The organism is Pseudomonas sp. GM55 (assembly GCF_000282395.1).
In the GTDB taxonomy this organism is placed as follows: Bacteria; Pseudomonadota; Gammaproteobacteria; order Pseudomonadales; family Pseudomonadaceae; genus Aquipseudomonas; species Aquipseudomonas fluorescens_CC.
The window spans coordinates 148,047-166,555 of the sequence record NZ_AKJJ01000053.1; the positions used below are offsets into that span (position 1 = coordinate 148,047).

Annotated in this window: 15 protein-coding genes and 1 pseudogene; 10 read left to right on the forward strand and 6 right to left on the reverse strand. The window is 59.6% G+C overall.

All coding sequences use genetic code 11. The annotated features are described in order from the left end of the window. Positions 1–88: 88 nt before the first annotated feature. Positions 89–2,023: a RecQ family ATP-dependent DNA helicase gene (locus tag PMI31_RS15525; protein ID WP_008019046.1), complete on the reverse strand. Its 1,935-nt coding sequence runs from the start codon at positions 2,021–2,023 to the stop codon at positions 89–91. Positions 2,024–2,291: 268 nt separating this feature from the next. On the opposite strand from PMI31_RS15525, the gene PMI31_RS15530 reads away from it, so the two are divergent. The 4 genes and pseudogenes from PMI31_RS15530 (at position 2,292) to PMI31_RS15545 (ending at position 5,021) form a co-directional block, all read left to right on the forward strand. Continuing rightward, a complete protein-coding gene (locus tag PMI31_RS15530) occupies positions 2,292–3,356 on the forward strand; it encodes a S8 family peptidase (RefSeq protein ID WP_043302413.1) in 1,065 nt (354 codons plus the stop codon). A gap of 249 nt (positions 3,357–3,605) precedes the next feature. Continuing rightward, a pseudogene (locus PMI31_RS15535) lies at positions 3,606–3,946 on the forward strand (hypothetical protein). Positions 3,947–4,304: 358 nt separating this feature from the next. Beyond that, positions 4,305–4,601, forward strand: coding sequence for a hypothetical protein (locus PMI31_RS15540; RefSeq protein WP_008019049.1), 297 nt, complete (start codon positions 4,305–4,307; stop codon positions 4,599–4,601). 114 nt (positions 4,602–4,715) lie between these two features. After that, entirely contained in the window at positions 4,716–5,021 is a 306-nt protein-coding gene (locus PMI31_RS15545) for a DUF1493 family protein (RefSeq protein WP_008019050.1), read from the forward strand. A gap of 187 nt (positions 5,022–5,208) precedes the next feature. Here PMI31_RS15545 and PMI31_RS15550 read toward each other — a convergent pair whose 3' ends face one another. The 3 genes from PMI31_RS15550 to PMI31_RS15560 all read right to left on the reverse strand — a co-directional run bounded on the left by PMI31_RS15550 (position 5,209) and on the right by PMI31_RS15560 (position 8,454). Continuing rightward, positions 5,209–6,750 carry a phosphoenolpyruvate carboxykinase gene (locus PMI31_RS15550; RefSeq protein ID WP_008019052.1) on the reverse strand — a complete coding sequence of 514 codons (1,542 nt, stop codon included), beginning with the start codon at positions 6,748–6,750 and terminating at the stop codon, positions 5,209–5,211. A 180-nt stretch (positions 6,751–6,930) separates the two neighbouring features. After that, on the reverse strand, positions 6,931–7,833 hold the full coding sequence (gene hslO / locus PMI31_RS15555) for an Hsp33 family molecular chaperone HslO (RefSeq protein ID WP_008019053.1): 903 nt from the start codon (positions 7,831–7,833) through the stop codon (positions 6,931–6,933). A gap of 216 nt (positions 7,834–8,049) precedes the next feature. Then, positions 8,050–8,454 carry an RNA-binding S4 domain-containing protein gene (locus PMI31_RS15560; protein ID WP_008019054.1) on the reverse strand — a complete coding sequence of 135 codons (405 nt, stop codon included), beginning with the start codon at positions 8,452–8,454 and terminating at the stop codon, positions 8,050–8,052. A 215-nt stretch (positions 8,455–8,669) separates the two neighbouring features. Here PMI31_RS15560 and rimB point away from each other — a divergent pair, with 215 nt between their 5' ends. Then, on the forward strand, positions 8,670–9,149 hold the full coding sequence (gene rimB, locus PMI31_RS15565; RefSeq protein WP_008019057.1) for a retropepsin-like aspartic endopeptidase RimB: 480 nt from the start codon (positions 8,670–8,672) through the stop codon (positions 9,147–9,149). Further along, positions 9,146–10,051, forward strand: a complete 906-nt coding sequence (gene rimK, locus PMI31_RS15570; protein WP_008019058.1) for a 30S ribosomal protein S6--L-glutamate ligase — start codon at positions 9,146–9,148, stop codon at positions 10,049–10,051. The genes rimB and rimK overlap by 4 nt, the downstream gene beginning before the upstream one ends. 156 nt (positions 10,052–10,207) lie before the next feature. Here rimK and PMI31_RS15575 read toward each other — a convergent pair whose 3' ends face one another. Together PMI31_RS15575 and ompR are read right to left on the reverse strand one after the other, a co-directional pair. Further along, on the reverse strand, positions 10,208–11,521 hold the full coding sequence (locus PMI31_RS15575) for an ATP-binding protein (protein WP_008019059.1): 1,314 nt from the start codon (positions 11,519–11,521) through the stop codon (positions 10,208–10,210). Between the two features lie 115 nt (positions 11,522–11,636). Beyond that, a complete protein-coding gene (gene ompR / locus PMI31_RS15580; RefSeq protein WP_007972873.1) occupies positions 11,637–12,377 on the reverse strand; it encodes an osmolarity response regulator transcription factor OmpR in 741 nt (246 codons plus the stop codon). A gap of 361 nt (positions 12,378–12,738) precedes the next feature. On the opposite strand from ompR, the gene PMI31_RS15585 reads away from it, so the two are divergent. From PMI31_RS15585 to tauA, 4 genes are all read left to right on the forward strand, one after another. Next, a complete protein-coding gene (locus PMI31_RS15585; protein ID WP_008019060.1) occupies positions 12,739–15,063 on the forward strand; it encodes a Tex family protein in 2,325 nt (774 codons plus the stop codon). After that, positions 15,063–15,446, forward strand: a complete 384-nt coding sequence (locus PMI31_RS15590; RefSeq protein WP_008019061.1) for a PaaI family thioesterase — start codon at positions 15,063–15,065, stop codon at positions 15,444–15,446. The genes PMI31_RS15585 and PMI31_RS15590 overlap by 1 nt, the downstream gene beginning before the upstream one ends. Before the next feature lie 267 nt (positions 15,447–15,713). Further along, a complete protein-coding gene (gene gshA / locus PMI31_RS15595; protein ID WP_008019064.1) occupies positions 15,714–17,297 on the forward strand; it encodes a glutamate--cysteine ligase in 1,584 nt (527 codons plus the stop codon). Between the two features lie 221 nt (positions 17,298–17,518). Next, positions 17,519–18,496 carry a taurine ABC transporter substrate-binding protein gene (gene tauA, locus PMI31_RS15600; RefSeq protein ID WP_008019065.1) on the forward strand — a complete coding sequence of 326 codons (978 nt, stop codon included), beginning with the start codon at positions 17,519–17,521 and terminating at the stop codon, positions 18,494–18,496. The last annotated feature ends 13 nt before the right edge of the window (positions 18,497–18,509 follow it).

An 18,509-nucleotide genomic window follows, 5' to 3' on the forward strand; every position in this document is an offset into this window, starting at 1 on the left:
TTTTTTGAAATTTATTCCTGTGATGAGCAACATTCAGCGGATGGATGTGCCCCGTTGAGTGCACCGCAAAATCCTGTGGGACCATAGTTCAGCCTGCCAGATGTTGCCCGGCCCACTCGCGCACCTCGGCATACGGGTAATCCTCCAGCGCCGCAAACCCGGGAATCGCCCGCACCTTGAGCCTGGTGAACAGCGGCACGCTGATCCCGCACAGAAACCGTGTCACGCGTTCAGCCGAGGGCAGGTTGCCCGTGTGCTGCTCGTGCCTGTGGATAAAACCGCCACACAGCGCCTCGAAATTTTTATCCACAAGCGCCGGCAACGCCGGTGGTGCCGGTAGCCGCGCCACCTGCCCATGACACACCGAACAATGCCCGCATTGCTGCGGGGCATTGTGATCGCCGAAATACTCGGCCAGTCGATAACCCAGGCAATGGTCAGTGGCGAACAGGTCCAGCATCGCGTGAATCCGCGCGATCTCGGTGTGCTCATGCCGAGTGAAACAGCCGTGCAGCTCCTCGCTCAACGCGACGCTGTCGAACCCGCTTTGCAGCACGCTGTAGACCTCGGTCATCTGCTTGCTTTCGAGCTCCACCCAGCCCTTCTCCTGGAAGTAATCCAGCGCCTTGACCACCCGGCTGCGCTCGGCCTGATGCTGCTCGTACAACGCCTCGAAATTCACCGTTGCCCAGGTCCGGGCACGGCTGGAGGTCTGGATGATTGCCGCGACAAAATCCCTGCGCTCGCCTTCGAAACGCGCCAACAGCGCCTCGGGCTCCTGCACATACTTGAAACGGTACTCGGCGTAGTACGCGTAGCGCGGGGCGATCAACCCGCGCAATTCGAGTTGCACCAGCAAGGTCTTGAGCGGCAACTGGCGAATATTGCTCTGATCTGCCAACGGCCCCAGCAGAAACTCCCACTGCCCTTCGGGGGCTGCGGCATGCATCTGGTCAAGCACGCAACGTATGCCATCCAGCTCGGGCGTGTCGCCGTAGACGAAGTTCTCCAGCACGTTGAGGCTGTCGCGGTTGGCCAACACCAGGCAGTCCGACGGCTGCCCGTCACGCCCGGCGCGGCCGACTTCCTGACTGTAGTTTTCGATGGATTTGGGCAGGTCGAAATGCACCACGTTGCGGATGTCGCTTTTGTCGATGCCCATGCCGAAAGCGATGGTCGCGACGATGCAATTGGACTGCCCGCCCATGAAGCGACGCTGGATCGCTTCCCGTTGCTCATGGGGCAACCCGGCGTGATAGGCCTCGGCCTGAATGCCGTTGCGATTCAGGTGTTCGGCGATGTGCTCGGCGGTTTTCTGCAGGGTGACGTAGACGATGCTCGGCTGATCCGGACGCTGGCTCATCCACTCGACGAGTCGGCTGCGTTTGTCCGCTCCGCGAACCGGCTCCACCAGCAAATTCAGGTTCGGGCGATAGAAACCGGTGGTCACCACATCCTCGGCGGCGATGGCGAATTTCGCCTGCATGTCGGCGATGACCCTGGGCGTCGCCGTTGCGGTCAGCAGCAGCACCTGAGGGATATTGAACTGGCGTTGATAGTCGGGAAGCTTGAGGTAGTCCGGGCGAAAGTTATGCCCCCATTCGGAGATGCAGTGCGCCTCGTCCACCACCAGCAGCGAGATCGGTACTTGCTGCAGGAAATGGCGAAAACGCTCGTTCTTCAAGCGCTCCACCGAGATCATCAGAATCTTCAACTCGCCGGACCTGGCACGGGCCATGACATCGCTGGCGTCATCGCGGCTCTGGGCCGAATCGATACTGCCCGCCGAGATGCCGTGGCGTTGCAGGAACGCCAGTTGATCCTGCATCAACGCCAGCAACGGTGAGACCACCAGCGTCAGGTGCGGCAGCAACAGCGCCGGCAATTGGTAGCAAAGGGATTTTCCGGAACCGGTGGGGAAAATCGCCGCCGCCGAACGCCCGGCCAGCACCGCACTGACCGCCGCCTCCTGACCGGGTCGAAACTGTGGATAACCGAAAACCTGTTCCAGGGTGTTGTGCATAAGCTGTCACTCCGTTGACCGCTGCGGTGTCAAAAGCCTGGCCGGCGATCGCAGCGAGTCAAGAAAAGGTCTGGGGCAAAAACGATACGGGATGATACAGCCTCAGCGCGTCCTGCTGACGCCACAGGTTGAAACACACAGAGCACTTTGCCATCTGACGTCCCCTCCCCCTCGCCGGTATGGTTCAACTCCAACAACCGTAACGCTGCGCGAAGTCTTCATGACAACAGGAGGCCTGATGTGCGCGGCCCCTGTCGAAGGACCGGCCATGCTTCAACGAACTGTTTTTCCATTTGCTCTCTTGCTGCCAGTGCCGCTGCTGCTCAGTGGATGTCTGACCGTACCCGAAAAGCCCGCAAACAAACCAGACACATTCGAAACAGCCGAGTATCACGCTCAAAAAGGGTTGGCGGTCATCCAGGCATCACGCCTGTACGCACGTGGCGGCACCGGCCAAGGCGTACCCGTCGCATTGATTGACTCAGGCCTGAATGCCGAACTGCCAGCGTTTCAAGGCAGGCTCCGGGACCCCGGTTTTGACTATGTCGAGAATCGTCCCGGCACCCATGACCGCGTTGGCCACGGCACTCAAATGGCCGGCATTCTGGCCGCCAACAAAGACGACCAGGGTATGCACGGCGTTGCGTTCAACGCTCAACTGATCCCCTTCCGTTTCGGTGACGACAACGAACCCTTCTTCTTCGACAGTGAAATTTCCCGCTCCTGGCAAGCCGGATTCGATCGTGGTGCACGCATATTCAACAACTCGTGGGCCAATGCCATTCCAGCAACGGAAATCACCGAAGCACGTTACAACCAGGTCATGCCCGAGTCGCTGGCGAGCGCTCGAAAACTGGTTCAGCAAGGCGCGGTGTTTGTGTTTCCGACCGGTAATGAACTCAAACGAGAGCCTCTGGCAGAGCCGGGTTTACCCCTTGCCATCCCTGAGTTGGAAAAGGGCTGGATCGCCGTCGTTGCATTGAAAAACGATGGCAGCGCCATTAATGGCAAATCCAACTACTGTGGTGTCGCAGCGGCCTGGTGCATCGCCGTTCCCGGTGGGGACTCAGGCGCAGGCCAGGGATTGCTGACCACTGGCAAGGACGGAACATACGTCCAGACTGCCGGTACGTCCCCCGCCGCCGCACTGGTCAGTGGCGCGTTGGCGGCAGTCCAGAGCCTGTATCCCGAAATGAGTGCACAGCAAGTGCGCGACCACTTGCTTGAAACCGCAAACCGGACCGGTCTCTATGCCAACAGTGAAGCCTACGGTCGAGGACTACTCGACCTTGATGCGGCGTCGCGACGCCTCCCCGCACCTGCAGTCGATTGAGTCCAGCCCACCAAACACCCTACATATTTTTCTGCACAGCTTTGTAGGAATCATTTCCTATAGAAGCATTTTTCGATAAAACCAGGGGGTGTGTAGGAGCATTCCCCCAAAGGCAGTAAACGCCCTACAAAACCTGTCCATTGCGACTGTATTGCTCTGCTTCGCCACACTCTTCATAGTTTTGGCGCGGCTGAAAATACTGTGGCGGCCTGCCGGAGTGACCTCCCATCTCTTACAGGACCGACATCAATGCCCTCGCTAAAGACATCTACCAAACGCTATCAGCCACTTAAATCCAGCTACAGCGAAACCCCGGTGCTGGTCATCGATACCGAGGCCGACCCCTTCGAGATCCTCGACGCCGCCGGACAACGCATCCGCGCCGCCAGCGACCTGCTCGAAACCCTTCATTGCACATGTTTCAACCAGGCCGAAGCGAGCGACATCCCCAGGATCGTCAGCGCCCTGTACCTGCTGACCCAGGACGGCAACGACCTGCTCGACATCGCCCGGCAGCGCTTGCCGAAACTCAACGGCGGTAAAACACCACAATCCCTTGTGGGAGCGAGCCTGCTCGCGAAGAACGATAACGCGGTGCGGTGTGTATAAGCCCATCAGCAACGACCTGTCACAGCTTCTGCAAGGTCCTACAAAACAAGACACCTTGTCGGCTATCGATGAACAGTCCCCCGGTCCTGTAGTCCGGACTGTCGCTGCCAAACCAGCGGCTCGGGCTTGGTCACCCGAATGGAATACGCATTACCCTCGGTTGTATGCTGCCGGCACCTCTAGTGTCTGCACGCTATATGGTGGCTGTGTTTGGGACGCCTTCGAGCGTGCCGGGTATGCGTATGAATCCTCACCGGTTGACCAACCCGAACACAGCCGCCTCCCATCGCTTGGTCACGATGGTGGCGGCATCAATTGATGCATTTGAGGATAAATACAATGAATTCATGGAATCCGCTTACTGATCGCTACCGCCCACTCCACACCAACCTCACCGATTCCCAGCCCCTGATCATCGACACAGAAGCCAACCCGCAAGACATCCTCGAAGCCGCCCTGCAGCGCATACGGGCCTCCAGCGAACTCCTCAAAACCCTGCACTGCCAATGTTTCAAGCACGGCGACCTCGAAGACATCCCGCACATCACTCACGCCCTCTACCTGCTGACCCAGGACGGCTGCGACCTGCTCAAAGTCGCCCAGCAACGCATGATGGGCTGGAAAGCCCCGGTCTGACGTTGAGTGAAGATCCGTTCCCATGTTCTGCATGGGAACGATCAAGTCAGTCGCTCCTTCCTCTCGTGATCGGCAACCAATAAGATCCGACCAAGCCCAACCGGACACCCCGCAATGAACCTCGCCCCCAACTTCCCGGACGACCACGCCATGCAACTGCTCATGCAGTTGCTGCACGAGGAAATTGGTCTTCCCGAACGCAAAACCATTAGCCTCAACACCTCGATCAACTTTGATCTGGGCTGCGAAGGTGCCGATGCTCGGCACCTGATGGAAGCACTGGAAGAACAGTTCGCCATCGACTTCGTCGACTACGACGCCTATCGCTACTTCCAGCCTGAAGGCTTTGATGTGTTTCTCAAGCGACGGGCGAAGGGGCGTGGCGATAAGGTTCCACTGACTATCGAAATGCTCTACTAAGCGATAAAAGCGCAACGCTGGGATACGCGAAAACTGGAAGGGATCAGTTGAACGCGCAAGTGTCATTATTCTGACCGTTTGAAGCCTTTTCAGCTGGAGTATTGGTAGCTGCGCCTCACATCCTCCGAATCGCACCCACAAAAAAACCGCCCCGAAGGGCGGTTTTTTCATTGGCTCAATCCAGCACTTACAACTTTGGACCCGCTGCCTTGATCGCGTCGCTCACTTCGAACTTCTTGAAGTTCTCGATGAACAGGCCGGCCAGTGCTTTGGCGGCTTCGTCGTAGGATGGCTTGTCAGCCCAGGTGTTGCGTGGGTTCAGGAGGCCAGTCTCAACGCCCGGTACGGCCACTGGCACGTCGAGGTTGATGGTGTCCAGGTGCTCGGTCTCGGTACCGATCAGCGCGCCGCTCTGGATCGCTGCGATCACTGCACGGGTGGTCGGGATGTTGAAGCGTTTGCCGACACCGTAGCCACCGCCGGTCCAGCCGGTGTTGACCAGGTAGACCTTGGAGCCGAAGCCGCGGATGCGCTTGATCAGCAGCTCAGCGTATTCGCCGGCCGGACGCGGGAAGAACGGTGCGCCGAAGCAGGTGGAGAAGGTCGACTTGATGCCGCTGCCCGAACCCATTTCGGTCGAACCGACCAGCGCGGTGTAACCGGACAGGAAGTGGTAAGCCGCTTGCTCTTCGTTGAGGATCGACACTGGCGGCAGAACGCCGGTCAAGTCGCAGGTCAGGAAGATCACAGCGTTCGGCTCGCCACCGAGGTTCTTCTCGGAACGCTTGGCAACGTGCTCCAGCGGGTACGCGGCGCGGCTGTTCTGGGTCAGGCTGACATCGGCGTAGTCCGCGTGCTTGGCGTCGTCGATAACGACGTTTTCCAGGACCGCGCCGTGCTTGATGGCTTTCCAGATGACCGGCTCGTTCTTCTCGGACAGGTCGATGCACTTGGCATAGCAACCGCCTTCGATGTTGAACACCACGCCCTCGCCCCAGCCGTGCTCGTCGTCACCGATCAGGTAACGGCTTTCGTCGGCGGACAGGGTGGTCTTGCCAGTGCCGGACAGACCGAAGAACAGGGTCACATCGCCTTCTTCACCGATGTTGGCCGCGCAGTGCATTGGCAGCACGTCAGCGGCCGGCAGCAGGAAGTTCTGCACCGAGAACATGGCTTTCTTCATTTCACCGGCGTAACGCATGCCGGCGATCAGCACTTTCTTCTGTGCGAAGTTGATGATCACGCAACCGTCGGAGTTGGTGCCGTCACGCTCTGGTACGCATTCGAAGTTGGCAACGTTCAGCACCTGCCACTCTTCACGACCCGCCGGGTTGTATTGAGCCGGGTTGATGAAAAGGCAACGGCCGAACAGGTTCTGCCAGGCAGTCTGGGTGGTCATCTTCACGGCCAGGTAGTGCTCGGAAGCGGCACCTACATGCACGTGGGAAACGAAATGCTCTTGCGCGTTGTTGAATGCCTCAACACGAGCCCACAGGGCGTCGAATTTGTCGGCCGGGAACTTGCGGTTGATCGGGCCCCAGGCGATAGCGGCCTGGGTGCTTGGCTCTTCAACGATGAAACGGTCGACTGGCGAACGGCCGGTACGGTGACCGGTACGAACAACCAGTGCACCGGTATCGGCAAGCTCGCCTTCACCGCGGTTGAGGGCTTCTTTAACCAGATCATCAACACTCAGATCGGTGTACACGGCGTTATTGGCTTGCGTCATGAGGTTCCCCGTCGGCCAGTGGCCGAGTGCTCCAAACGTTTTTGTAGTAGAAAGTCGTGCACTACTACCGCGAAAAAAGTGGGCCGGATTATGCCAGAAAAGCCCAAAAAGAGTAGGCCCCTCCTGTCGTAACGGCGTTAATCCGGCGGCAGCCAGTGAATTTACCTGCGCTGAACCGTTTTAGTGACGGGTATCTGACGGCGTCTCGACACCCGCGCCGGCGAACAATTGGGTGACATCGGCGGCATCGAACAGGTAGCGCTGGTTACAGAACTGGCAGTCGATCTCGATGTTGCCACCGTGCTCCACGACCAGTTTCTGCGCGTCGTCCTTACCCAGACTGACCAGTGCATTGGCCGAACGTTCGCGAGAGCAGCTGCAGCGGAAGCGCAGTTTTTGCACATCAAACAGACGCACCTGCTCTTCATGATAGAGACGATGGAGCACGGTTTCGTTGTCCAGTCCCAGCAGTTCATCAGCGGTCAAGGTAGTGGCCAGGGCGGTGAGGTGCTGCCAGCTGGCGGCGCGTTCTTCTTCGTCTTTCAGGCGATCGGTGGGCAATTGCTGCAGCAACAGGCCACGGGCACGACGGCCATCGGCACAGAGCTTGATGCGCGTACCGATCTGCTGCGACATGACGAAATAGTTGGTGAAACAGTCGGACAACGTTGCACCGTCAAGATCGACCACGCCCTGGTAACGCTGGCCCTGTCTCGGGTCGATGGTCAGTGTCAACGAGCCATCCGGCATCAAATCGGCCAGGGTTGCATCGGGAGCGATACGGTCCGCGTCGTAACGGGCCAGGCCACGGATGTCGCGCTCGCTGGAGCACTCGATCATCAGCAGCGGGATCGGGCCTTCGGAGCGGGCTTGCAGAATCAGCAAGCCATCGAACTTCAATGTGCCAACCAGCAACGATGCGGCTGCCATCAGCTCGCCGAGCAGTTGCGCGACCGGCTCCGGATAGGCGTGCTTGGCCAGGACTTCAGCGTAGCTGAGCTCCAGCGAAACCATCTCGCCACGGGTGTCGCTGTCATCGAAGATGAAGCGTTGGGTGAAGTCATTATCCGGTAAGTCGGTCATAAGTCTGGTATCTGAAGTGGTGACAATAGTGGTTACAGAATTCGACGCTAGGCCTTGGCTATAGCGTATTGCTGCCTGGTTATGGCTTACAGGCCGGTGGCTGTGTGCGCTTTTCGACGAATGGCACATGCACGGTAGGCCAATTACCTCATATGGCTACGCGCGGGTGCAATTACAAGTCTTGTGCTGATCGATGTGATCGGCGGCCCCGGTCAATCATTCGTTGCTGTCACCACGAAACTTGAACAGATCCCGCCGCTGTTTCTTGCTCGGTTTACCGTCGGTGCTCACGCCCAAGGCTCCCGCCTTTCTTTGCGCCGCGGCCTCTTCGCGCTTGGCGATGCTGGCCTGCGTCTCGGCATATAAGGTCTGCGCCTCGGGCGCACCACGGCGAACGATCGACAACGCCTGGACCACCACCGTGCGCTCATCGAAACCGGTGCGAATCACAAACTCATCGCCGACCCGTGGCTCTTTACCCGGTTTGCAGCGTTCGCCCCGGCAATGCACCTTGCCGCTTTCAATCGCCGCCTTGGCCAAGGCGCGGGTTTTGTAAAAGCGTGCAGCCCATAACCATTTATCGAGGCGGACTTTATCGTCCTCTTCGTTTTTTTGTGCCATGGGATTTCCTCATTCTGAAATATTGGTGAACTGTACTACCGTTTCTGTCGTACCAAGAATTTCACCGTCTCGGATTACAATGCTGACATTCCATAACCTCCCGGGGCGCTGGAAATCCGGGCCGTAGATATCTGTCGCCTTTTAACCATTATTCTGCGTGAATACCGCGAATCTGGCCGCCTGCGGCCACCGCGGTTTCTACCGGTTGAGCAATTTTGAAGACATTTGACCATTTGACCGTTGTCGGTCTGCGCGAGTGGGTGGCACTCCCGGATTTGGGAGTCGCCGGCCTGCGGGCAAAAATCGACACCGGTGCCAGCACCTCCAGCCTGCACGCCACCGACATCGAGACGTTCGACCGCGATGGCGAGCCGTGGGTGCGCTTCACGGCGCACCTGGGCACTGTGGTGCAGTTGCGTCATCGCCGCTGCGAGGCACCGCTGGTGACGAGAAAAACCATTAAAAGCTCTAACGGTCAGGCGCAGGTGCGATATGTGATCAGCACCACCCTGGCCCTCGGTGATCGGGTTTGGCGGGTCGAGTTCACCCTGGCCTGCCGCAAGTCCATGCGATATCGCCTGCTACTCGGCTCCAAAGCCCTGATCGATGGCCAGTTGGTGGTCAATCCGGGCATTAAATATGTACAAGACAAGCCGGTGTTCCCGGTATCTACCTTCTCCACAGGTGTTGCATGAAGATCGCTGTGCTGTCGCGGAACCCGCGTCTGTATTCCACCCGCCGCCTGGTTGAAGCCGGTACTGAACGCGGCCATGAAATGGTGGTGGTCGATACCCTGCGTGCCTACATGAACATCGCGAGCCACAAGCCGCAGATCCACTACCGCGGCAAGCCGCTGGAGGGGTTCGATGCTGTGATCCCACGGATCGGTGCGTCCGTGACCTTTTATGGCTGTGCAGTGCTGCGCCAGTTCGAGATGATGGGGGTCTTTCCGCTCAACGAATCGGTGGCCATTGCCCGTTCACGGGACAAGCTGCGTTCGCTGCAATTGCTGTCCCGTCGCGGGATCGGCTTGCCGGTGACCGGGTTTGCCCACTCCCCCGACGACATTCCCGACCTGATCGAAATGGTCAACGGCGCGCCGTTGGTGATCAAGGTGCTGGAAGGCACCCAAGGCATCGGCGTGGTGCTGTGCGAAACCGCCAAGGCCGCAGAATCTGTGATCGAGGCGTTCATGGGCCTCAAGCAGAACATCATGGTTCAGGAGTACATCAAGGAAGCCGGTGGTGCAGACATTCGCTGCTTCGTCGTCGGTGACAAGGTAATTGCAGCGATGAAGCGTCAGGCCAAGCCCGGCGAATTTCGTTCCAACCTGCATCGCGGCGGCAGCGCGAGCCTGATCAAGATCACACCCGAAGAGCGCATGACAGCATTGCGTGCGGCAAAGGTCATGGGGCTGGCGGTGGCCGGGGTGGATATCCTGCGCTCCAATCACGGGCCGCTGGTGATGGAAGTGAACTCCTCGCCCGGGCTTGAAGGGATTGAGACCACCACCGGGAAGAATGTCGCAGGGATCATCATTGAACATTTGGAGAAGAATGGCGGGCCGAATATGACGCGGACCAAGGGGAAGGGTTAAATCTCCAGTCTTATGGCGGCAGGGAAGCCGCCTTCGCGGGCAAGCCCGCTCCCACAGTGGCCTGGGGTATACCAGGATTCTGTATCCAACTGAAAATCCTGTGGGAGCGGGCTTGCCCGCGAAGAGGCCAGCAGCCTTAACGAAAAAATCAACCTTCTAAACAGCATCCCGCGGCAACAACAACCCCAACGGCAACCGCACTCGCGCTTCCAGGCCACCACCCGAGCGGTTACGCAGTTCAACGTTACCGCCATGCATCGAAGCAATCCGCTTCACGATTGCCAATCCCAACCCGGTGCCTTTGCCACCCCGGGCACGATCACCGCGAGTGAACGGGTTGAAGATCGCTTCCAGTTCCGACGGATCAATACCGGCACCACGGTCCATGACACTCAACACCACATACGGCGCGCTGGTGTCCCCGGATACATACGCCGCCACCTCCACACCGCTGCCGGCATGATGCAGTGCGTTGCCGATCAGGTTGTTCAGCAGTCGCTTCATCGACACACGACGCAACGGAAACGGCTGAATCGGCTCCAGGCGCAGCCGCACTTTCTCTTCATTCTGGTTGTAGGGTGCAGCGACTTCGCGGACCAGGTCGCTCAGGTCAACCTCTTCCACCGACTCGTCGCGCCCGTCGCGAATGAACGCCAGGAACTGATCGAGAATCGCATCCATGTCTTCGATGTCACGCACCATGTCGTCGGTCAGATCGGTGCGATCACCCATCAATTCCAGGGATAAGCGCAAGCGGGTCAACGGCGTACGCAAATCATGGGAAACACCGGCCAGCATCAACTCACGCTCGCGACCGGCCTGCTCGACGTCTTCGGCCATCTGGTTGAAGGCGCGGTAAACCTCGGTCATCTCGCTCGGCGTATCGCTGATTGGCAGGCGCACGCTACGACCCTGGCCGAGTTGCCGCGCGGCATACACCAGACGCTTCAAAGGTTGATTGAGCTGGCTGACGAAGATCCAGGCCGAAGCGGTGGAAAGCAGTCCGATAGCGAGGAACCAGCCCAGCACGTTCCAGATTTTCTGGCCACGCAACGGATGAGGATAAAGCGGTACTTTCAGCCAGCCATCACCCAGGCTTGGTGCCCGAACCCACAGCGCCGGCGGCGAATGCATACGCAGCCGGACTTCAGTGTCGGCCCCCAGTTCCGCCTGCATCTGCCGCTGGTAGATCTCGCTGTAAGGCCAGTGTTGTTCACCTTCCGGCACGCCGGCACCCACCACCCGGATCAAGGTCGCGGCCTCGGCGATCTTGCCGCGGTTTTCTTCATCGGCAGCCCAATAGGCGCGCAGCGTCAGGGCGACACCGTGGCTGTACTGGCGGTCCACCAGCACATCTTCGTTCATCAGCAGATAAACCAGGGTCAGCGCCTTGGAGAAGAGTACGACGATCAGCACCAGCCAAAGGGTGCGGGAGAAGAAACTCTGGGGGAACCAAACGGGGGTTTTCATGGATAACCGTTACATACTTGCAGGAGCGAGCGATGCTCGCATATTGCAGATCGCGAGTCTGCGGGCGTGATCAATTGATCCCTTGCCCGCTGGACCCGCTCCTGCAAATCGCCAATCACTTGGTGGCGGTACCATCCGGAACAAACACGTAACCCACACCCCAGACAGTCTGGATGTAACGCGGTTTGGAGGGATCGGGTTCGATCATCCGGCGCAGACGGGAAATCTGTACATCGATGGAGCGCTCCAGAGCATCCCATTCGCGGCCACGGGCCAGGTTCATCAACTTGTCGCGGGTCAGCGGTTGACGCGCGTTCATCACCAGGGCCTTGAGCACGGCGAATTCACCGGTGGTGAGCATGTGCACTTCTTCGCCGCGCTTGAGCTCGCGGGTGGCCAGGGACAACTCGTAGTCACCGAAGGTCACGCTTTCGTCTTCGCTGCCCGGGGCGCCCGGCACCGGCGCCGACTGGCGACGCAATACCGCCTTGACGCGAGCCATCAGCTCATCCGGGTTGAACGGTTTGGCCAGGTAATCGTCGGCGCCCAGCTCCAGGCCCTTGATGCGGCTCAGCTCGTCGCCCTTGGCGGTGAGCATGATGATCGGAATCTGGTTGTTCGCGTTGCGCAGGCGGCGGCAAGCGGTCAGGCCGTCTTCGCCGGGCAACATCAGGTCAAGGACGACCAGGTTGAACACTTCGCGCGCCAGCAGGCGATCCATTTGCTCGGTGTTCGGTACGGCGCGGGCGCGATAGCCCTTGCTGACGAAAAAACGTTCCAGCAGGCTGCTCAGCCCCGGATCGTCGTCAACGATAAGAATTTTTTCGCCTTCAGCAGTTTGTGCAGTGCTGCTCATTGGATGCTCCTTTGATCTCGGCACGCATTATGGCGTAGCTGCCGTTATACGCACCGTGTGCATTGTTAGCAGATTTTTCCTTCAGCGCCAGAAAACCGGCCACCGCACTGGCAACCCGCGATGCCCCCGAATGCCGTAACGCTGGTTATAATGCGCGGCCTTTTGTGTCAGGCAACATCAGACAGGTACTACAGACGGACGCGATTTATTTTCATCGCGTCAGCAGTAATTGTTCGATTTCACGGGTCAACGCAATGCCTGTTGACCCAGGCAGCGGCGCTGGCCAGGCCGCTCAACCAGACTCGCGATGGCCCTGTTTAGGCGCCTGCGAGCCTGCTTTCACAATTTGTCAGGTGGTTTTATGGACAGCATCAACAGCCGCATCGCCGAGGAACTCGGTGTACGCCCACAACAGGTCGAAGCGGCCGTCGCGCTACTCGATGAAGGCTCTACCGTTCCCTTCATCGCCCGTTACCGGAAAGAAGTGACCGGCAGCCTCGACGATACGCAATTGCGTCATCTGGAAGAGCGCCTGCGCTACCTGCGAGAACTCGACGAACGGCGTATCAGTATCCTTGCCAGCATCGAAGAGCAAGGCAAGCTGACGCCGCAACTGGAACGCGACATCAAGCTCGCCGACACCAAGACTCGTCTCGAAGACTTGTACTTGCCGTACAAGCAGAAACGCCGCACCAAGGGTCAGATCGCCCTGGAAGCCGGCCTCGGCGAACTGGCCGACGGCCTGTTCAACGACCCGTCCCTGAGCCCGGAAACCGAAGCCGCACGCTTCATCGACGCGGAAAAAGGCGTGGCCGATGTGAAGGCTGCCCTCGAGGGCGCCAAGTACATCCTCATGGAGCGCTTCGCCGAAGACGCCGGCCTGCTGGACAAGCTGCGCAACTACCTCAAGCAGGAAGCCACCCTCAGTGCCCGCGTGATTGCCGGCAAGGAAGAGGAAGGCGCCAAGTTCCGCGACTACTTCGAACACGACGAACCGCTCAAAAGCATGCCGTCGCACCGTGCGCTGGCGATTTTCCGTGGCCGCAACGAAGGCATTCTCAGCTCGTCGCTGAAAGTCGGAGACGAATTGCCGGGCACCATGCACCCGTGCGAAGGCATGATCGGCCAGCACGTCGGCATCCAGAACCAGAACCGTGCCGCCGACAAATGGCTGGGCGAAGTGGTGCGCTGGACCTGGAAGGTCAAGCTCTACACCCACCTGGAGACCGATCTGCTAGGCGAGCTGCGCGATGGCGCGGAAACCGAAGCGATCAACGTCTTCGCCCACAACCTGCACGACCTGCTGCTGTCGGCCCCGGCCGGCCCGCGCGCCACCCTGGGCCTCGACCCGGGCCTGCGCACCGGTTGCAAGGTGGCCGTGGTCGACTCCACTGGCAAGTTGCTGGATCACGCCACGGTTTACCCGCACGTGCCGCACAACAAGTGGGACCAGACCCTCGCGATTCTCGCCGCCCTGTGCGCCAAACACTCGGTGGACCTGATCGCCATCGGCAACGGTACCGCCAGCCGTGAGACCGACAAGCTGGCCGCTGAGCTGATCAAAAAATACCCGGCGATGAAGATGACCAAGGTCATGGTTTCCGAGGCCGGCGCATCGGTTTACTCGGCATCGGAACTGGCTTCCAAGGAATTCCCGGACCTCGACGTGTCGATCCGTGGCGCGGTGTCGATTGCCCGTCGCCTGCAAGACCCATTGGCCGAGCTGGTGAAGATCGATCCGAAATCCATCGGCGTCGGCCAGTACCAGCACGACGTGTCGCAGCTGAAACTGGCCCGTGGCCTGGATGCGGTGGTCGAGGACTGCGTGAACGCCGTCGGCGTGGACGTGAACACGGCTTCCGTGGCACTGCTGGCGCGGATCTCCGGCCTCAACGCGACCCTGGCGCAGAACATCGTCAGCCACCGCGATGAGCACGGCGCGTTCAAAACCCGCGCCGCACTGAAGAAAGTCGCACGCCTGGGTGAAAAAACCTTCGAACAGGCCGCCGGATTCCTGCGCGTGATGAACGGCGACAATCCCCTGGACGCCTCCGCGGTGCACCCGGAAGCCTATCCGCTCGTGCAACGTATCGCCGCCGAGACTGATCGCGATATTCGTTCGCTGATTGGCGACAGTGGTTTCCTCAAGCGTCTGGACCCGAAAAAATTCACCGACGAAACCTTCGGTTTGCCAACTGTCACCGACATCCTTCAGGAACTGGATAAGCCGGGGCGCGACCCGCGCCCAGAGTTCAAGACCGCCGAGTTCCAGGAAGGCGTCGAAGATCTCAAGGACCTTGAACTGGGCATGATCCTCGAAGGCGTGGTGACTAACGTGACCAACTTCGGTGCTTTCGTCGACATCGGCGTGCATCAGGACGGTTTGGTACATATCTCCGCACTTTCGGAGAAGTTCATCAAGGATCCTCGCGAAGCGGTGAAGGCCGGCGACGTGGTGAAAGTGAAGGTCATGGAAGTCGACATCCCGCGCAAACGCGTCGGCCTGTCAATGCGCATGAGCGACACCCCGGGCGAGAAAATCGACGGTGCTCGCGGCGCACGTCCGGGGTCGACGCCACGCCAGTCCCAGAACACCGCACCGCGCAAGGAAACCACGGCAGCAGCACCGGGCAACAATGCCATGGCTTCGCTGTTCGCCAATGCCAAGCAGTTGAAGAAACGCTGATGGAGATCCCGGCCGGGCTGACCGAAAGCGCGTTTTTCAAGCTGTTGGGCTGCCGTCTGCACAGCCTGGAAACCGGGGTGGCGCAAGTCGCCCTGGCGCTGGAACCCGAGCTGCGCAATCGCGGCGGCAAGCTGCACGGCGGGGCCTTGTTCAGCCTGGTGGACATTGCCATGGGGCTGGCCTGCTCCAGCACCCACGGCTTTGACCAGCAGAGCGCGACCATCGAGTGCAAGATCAACTACATCCGCGCCGTCTCAGACGGCGAGGTGATGTGCACGGCGCGGGTGATCCACCCGGGTCGCCGCACATTGGTGGTCGAAGCCGATGTGATGCAGGGCGACAAACTGGTCGCAAAAGCACAAGGCACGTTCGCTGTCCTGTAGCTAGTCGTCATCGATTTGAGTTAATTTCAGCGCAATGACCTGTAGGAGCGAGCATGCTCGCGATGGGCGTCAACGATGACGCTGGTAGCCTGACACCCAGCGGTGTTCTCGGGTCCATCGCGAGCATGCTCGCTCCTACAGGGGATCTGTGCAGTTTTTGATCAATCAGCGACAAAAACCAGGCGAAAACGCCAGTTTTAACTTCACCCTTGTAGACCGTCTTGCCCACCCCCATATTGGGGCGACTGACGCGTGAAGGAATCCAACTTGAGCGAACTTCTCAACCGCCGCCTGGCACTGCTCGGCGAGCGCGCTAACCTCTCTCTGCTCGAACAGTGCCTTCACGGCATCGAACGTGAATGCCTGCGCGTGACCGGCGAAGGTCGCCTGGCGCAAACGCCGCACCCGGAAGCATTGGGTTCCGCGCTGACCAACGAACAGATCACCACCGACTATTCCGAGTCGCTGCTGGAGTTCATCACTCCGGCTCTGCCTGACCCGGCGGACACGCTGGCGAGCCTGGACAGCATTCACCGTTTTGCCTACAGCAAGCTCGGCAACGAGTATCTGTGGAGCCCATCGATGCCGTGCCCGTTGCCGGCCGAGGAAGACATCCCGATCGCCTATTACGGCACGTCCAATATCGGGCAGCTCAAGTACGTCTACCGCAAGGGCCTGGCCCTGCGTTACGGCAAGACCATGCAATGCATTGCCGGCATCCACTACAACTTTTCCCTGCCGGAAAAACTCTGGCCGCTGCTCAGGCAGGCCGAAGGCTTTGTCGGCACCGACCGCGATTTTCAATCGTCGTCCTACATCGCGCTGATCCGTAACTTCCGCCGCTACAGCTGGCTGCTGATGTACCTGTTCGGTGCCTCGCCGGCACTGGACGCCGGCTTCCTGCGCGGTCGCCCGCATCAATTGGAGCAACTGGACCCGAACACCCTGTACTTGCCGTACGCCACCAGCCTGCGCATGAGTGACCTGGGTTACCAGAGCAACGCCCAGGCCGGCCTGACGCCGTGCTACAACGATCTGAACAGCTACACCGACAGCCTGCGCAAAGCGGTGGCCACGCCGTATGCGCCATACGTCGAAGTCGGCACCCACCAGGATGGCGAGTGGGTACAACTCAACACCAACATCCTGCAGATCGAAAACGAGTACTACTCCAACATCCGCCCGAAACGCGTGACCTACACCGGCGAGCGTCCTATCCAGGCGCTGGTGGCCCGGGGCATCCAGTACGTTGAAGTGCGCTGCCTGGACATCAACCCGTTCCTGCCGATGGGCATCGACCTTACCGAGTCGCGCTTCCTCGATGCGTTCCTGCTGTACTGCGCGCTCAACGACAGCCCGCTGCTCACCAGCACCAGTTGCGGCAACGCGACTTCGAACTTCCTCAGCGTGGTCAAGGAAGGTCGTCGTCCAGGCCTGCAACTGCAACGGGATGGCCATCCGGTTGACCTGAAGGAATGGGCCGGCGAGTTGCTGGAGAAAATTGCTCCATTGGCCGCGATACTCGACCAGAGTCATGGCGGCGATGCCCACAGCAAGGCGCTGGACGCCCAGATGGCCAAGGTCCAGGACTCGTCCCTGACGCCATCGGCACAGGTATTGGCGGCCATGGCCGAGCACAAGGAGAGCTTTGCCCAGTTCTCCCTGCGCCAGAGCCAGGCCCATGCCGAGTTCTTCCGCAGCGAGCCGTTGGCGCCTGAAGCACAAGCCAGGTTCGAAGAACTGGCGCGTTCATCGCTGGCCCAACAGGTTGAGCTGGAGCAGAACGAAGTCGGTGATTTCGATGTGTTTGTCGGGGCGTACCAGGCGAGCATTCTGGCGATCAGCAACTGACCGCAAGAACAACGCAAAACCTGTAGGAGCTGGCTTGCCAGCGAGGCGGTGTATCTGTCACACCGCGTTGCCTGGTTCGCCGGCAAGCCGGCTCCTACAAAGCACCCCCCAAGAATTTCTCACTCATAAGCTAATTCGAAAAAGTTATTTATTTTTGAGTTTTTAGATCATTTAGTCTCCTTATCACACCGACACTCGGTCGCCTGACAAGGAGCTTTCTGATGAAACTGACCTTCCCTCTACGCTTGCTGGCGGCCGCTTCTTTGGCGACAGCGAGTTTCCTGACCCAAGCGGCCGACGTCACCGTCGCCTACCAGACCACCGTTGACCCGGCGAAAGTCGCCCAGGCTGATGGCGCCTACGAAAAAGCCACCAAGGCCGATATCAGCTGGCGCAAATTCGACAATGGTGCCGATATCATCGCCGCCATCGCCTCCGGCGACGTGCAGATCGGCTACCTCGGTTCCAGCCCTCTGACCGCCGCCATCACTCGCAAAGTCCCGGTGGAAACCTTCCTCATCGCCACCCAGATCGGCGCCGCCGAAGCCCTGGTGGCTCGCGACGGTTCCGGGATCAAGACCCCGCAAGACCTGATCGGCAAGAAGATCGCCGTTCCGTTCGTGTCCACCGGCCACTACAGCCTGCTCGCCGCACTGAAGCACTGGAACATCGCCCCCTCGAAAGTCACCGTACTCAACCTGGCTCCGCCAGCGATCATTGCCGCCTGGAAACGCGGTGACATCGACGCCACTTACGTCTGGGATCCGGCCCTCGGCGTGGCCAAGGAAAACGGCAAGGTACTGATCACCTCTGGCGAGCTGGCCAAATTCGGCGCACCGACCTTCGATGCCTGGATCGTGCGCAAGGACTTCGCCGAGAAGCACCCGGAAATCGTCACCGCGTTCGCCAAAGTGACCCTGGACGCCTACGCCGATTACCGCAAAGATCCGCAAGCCTGGCTCGCCAACCAAGGCAACGTCGACAAGCTGGTAAAACTGTCCGGAGCCAAGGCCAGCGACATTCCGCTGCTGCTGCAAGGCAACGTCTACCCACTGGCGGCTGACCAAGTGATCTCCCTCGGCGCGCCGACCACCAAAGCCATCACCGACACCGCCGCGTTCCTCAAGGAACAGGGCAAGGTCGAAGCCGTGCTGCCGGACTACGCGCCGTACGTCAGCGCCAAGTTCATCACCCACTGATCGGGAGTCAATG